Below are 2,307 nucleotides of genomic sequence, written 5' to 3' on the forward strand. Positions count from 1 at the left end.
GATGCTGTTAATTAGATGCTGGTATCTGCTGGTTTTAATCGCGTTGTTTTTGTGGCGTAAATAGATGTGGGATTAGCACACTCAACAGCCAAATATTTTAAACTTAAAAGTAGGTGGTTAAACTTTGAGGTGAAAAATAACGTTAATCTTCTATTGTTTTAATTTCCTCTGAGCCTATAGCGCAATATCAAACAGATAACTTATGTAAAAATAACTAAAAATTAATTTTAAAAAAAGCTAAAGATAATTTTATAGCTGCCGTTAACTTAATCAGAACGGAGCTTGAACATATTTTATTGTGATGGCTCTTGGTGAAAATCAATTAGTTACATTACGAAAGTAATCAGGAGTTATAACATGGCTTTATCAGTAAATACAAATACAGCGTCTTTAAACGCACAAAGAAACTTGTCTAAATCAAGCGATGCACTAGGTACATCAATGCAACGTCTTTCATCTGGTATGAAAATTAACAGTGCAAAAGATGATGCGGCTGGTCTACAAATAGCAAACCGTTTAACATCACAGGTAAATGGTTTAGGTGTTGCTCAACGTAACGCAAACGATGGTATTTCGATGGCACAAACCGCTGAGGGTGCGATGCAAGAATCATCGAACATCTTACAGCGTATGCGTGATTTATCACTACAATCAGCGAATGGTTCAAATGATGCGAATGCACGTGCAGCGCTACAAAAAGAAGTTGGCGCACTTCAACAAGAGTTAACCCGTATTTCTGAAACCACAAAATTCGGTGGTACGAGCTTAATTGATGGTTCATTCGGTACTAAACAATTCCAAGTTGGTTCAAATGCAAATGAAACTATCAACGTAAGTTTACGTGATATGTCTGCTGATGCAATTGGTGCAAATGAAATCAAAGGGGCTGCAACATCAACTACTTCAGCATTAGGAGACGTTCAGTCTACTAGCTTAGCTGCTAATACGGCCACTACAGCTCAAACAGTAAACTTAAACGGCGTAGATATTGAAGTTGCGGCTAACTCTGGTGCTGCTGACATTGCTGCAACAATAAATGCTTCGGGCGCTGGTATTGAAGCTGAGGCTAAACTTGAAACTAAAATTGTTGGAGTTAAAGCTAGCGCGAATGCTGTCATCACCATTGGTGAAGATGAATATGATTTATCTAAATTCGGTGGTCAGATGGATAGCCTAGCTAAAGCTATGCAGGCAGATGGTCACGATGCAATTTATAAAAAAGGTGAAGGGGGTGCTGATGATGAAATTACCCTTAAAACGACTGGTGTAAATGGTGTTGATGTGGCGGGTACTGCTACTGCGGGTGCTGGTTCATTCACTATTGGTGGTCAAGCGGTTACTTCTACTAACTTAGTCGCGAGTGTCTCGTCGGAATTGAACTTAAGTTCAGCGGATAAAATAGGTATTTCAGGTAAAGCTGTGGATGAAATATTTGGATCAGATGCAGGTACGGTTATATCTACCGGTGGCGGCAGTAAGTTAACAGCGATTGAAGATATCGATATTTCGGGTTCAACGTCAGCTGGCGCACAAAATGCGATAAAAACAATCGATGCGGCACTGGCTCAAATTGATGCGCAACGAGCAGATTTAGGTGCGGTGCAAAACCGATTTGGTCATACGATTAGTAACTTAGCGAATGTATCGGAGAATGTGTCGGCTTCAAGAAGTCGTATTCAAGACACCGACTATGCTTCTGAGACGGCTCAGTTGACTAAAAATCAGATAATGCAACAGGCCGGAACGACTATTTTGGCTCAGTCTAACCAGTTACCACAAGCAGCCTTAAGTTTATTAGGCTAAACTAGAATAAAAGGGAGGTTTAACCTCCCTTTTATTTATTATTATAAAATTATATCTCAGCTTTATGTTTAGGGGCGAGTTATGGAAACTTCAAACGTACCATCTCAAATTAATATTATTAACCACAAAGATATATCCAACCAGTCAGCTAACCAAGTTTCGCTTTATAATAATAATGGCAAGCAAAACGACACTGTTGAACAAGTAAAACAAACACAAACCGCTAGCAATGACGATTTATCTCCAGAGAAACTAGAAAAAGTGGCGCAACAATTGCAGACATTTATGAGCGATATGAATCGAAGTTTAGAGTTTCATGTTGACGAAGATTCTGGGCGCAACGTTATCAAAGTAATAGATAAAGAAAGTGGCGATTTAGTTAAGCAGTACCCTTCGGAAGAAGTTTTGAAAATTGTTTCTAATTTAGCTGAAGCAACAGGTGTACTAGTAGATTTTAAAGTATAACAAATTAAGTTTAATAGGAGCAGGCATTGATCAGACCCC

Annotated in this window: 2 protein-coding genes; both read left to right on the top strand. The window is 38.9% G+C overall.

All coding sequences use genetic code 11. The features are described 5' to 3' along the window. Positions 1-357: 357 nt before the first annotated feature. Complete coding sequence (locus CWB66_RS20875; protein WP_138586945.1) at positions 358-1,803, top strand: flagellin; 1,446 nt, start codon at positions 358-360, stop codon at positions 1,801-1,803. An 81-nt stretch (positions 1,804-1,884) separates the two neighbouring features. Then, complete coding sequence (locus tag CWB66_RS20880) at positions 1,885-2,268, top strand: flagellar protein FlaG (RefSeq protein ID WP_138586946.1); 384 nt, start codon at positions 1,885-1,887, stop codon at positions 2,266-2,268. Positions 2,269-2,307: the final 39 nt, after the last annotated feature.

The organism is Pseudoalteromonas sp. S558 (assembly GCF_005886635.1).
Taxonomy (GTDB): Bacteria; Pseudomonadota; Gammaproteobacteria; order Enterobacterales; family Alteromonadaceae; genus Pseudoalteromonas; species Pseudoalteromonas aliena.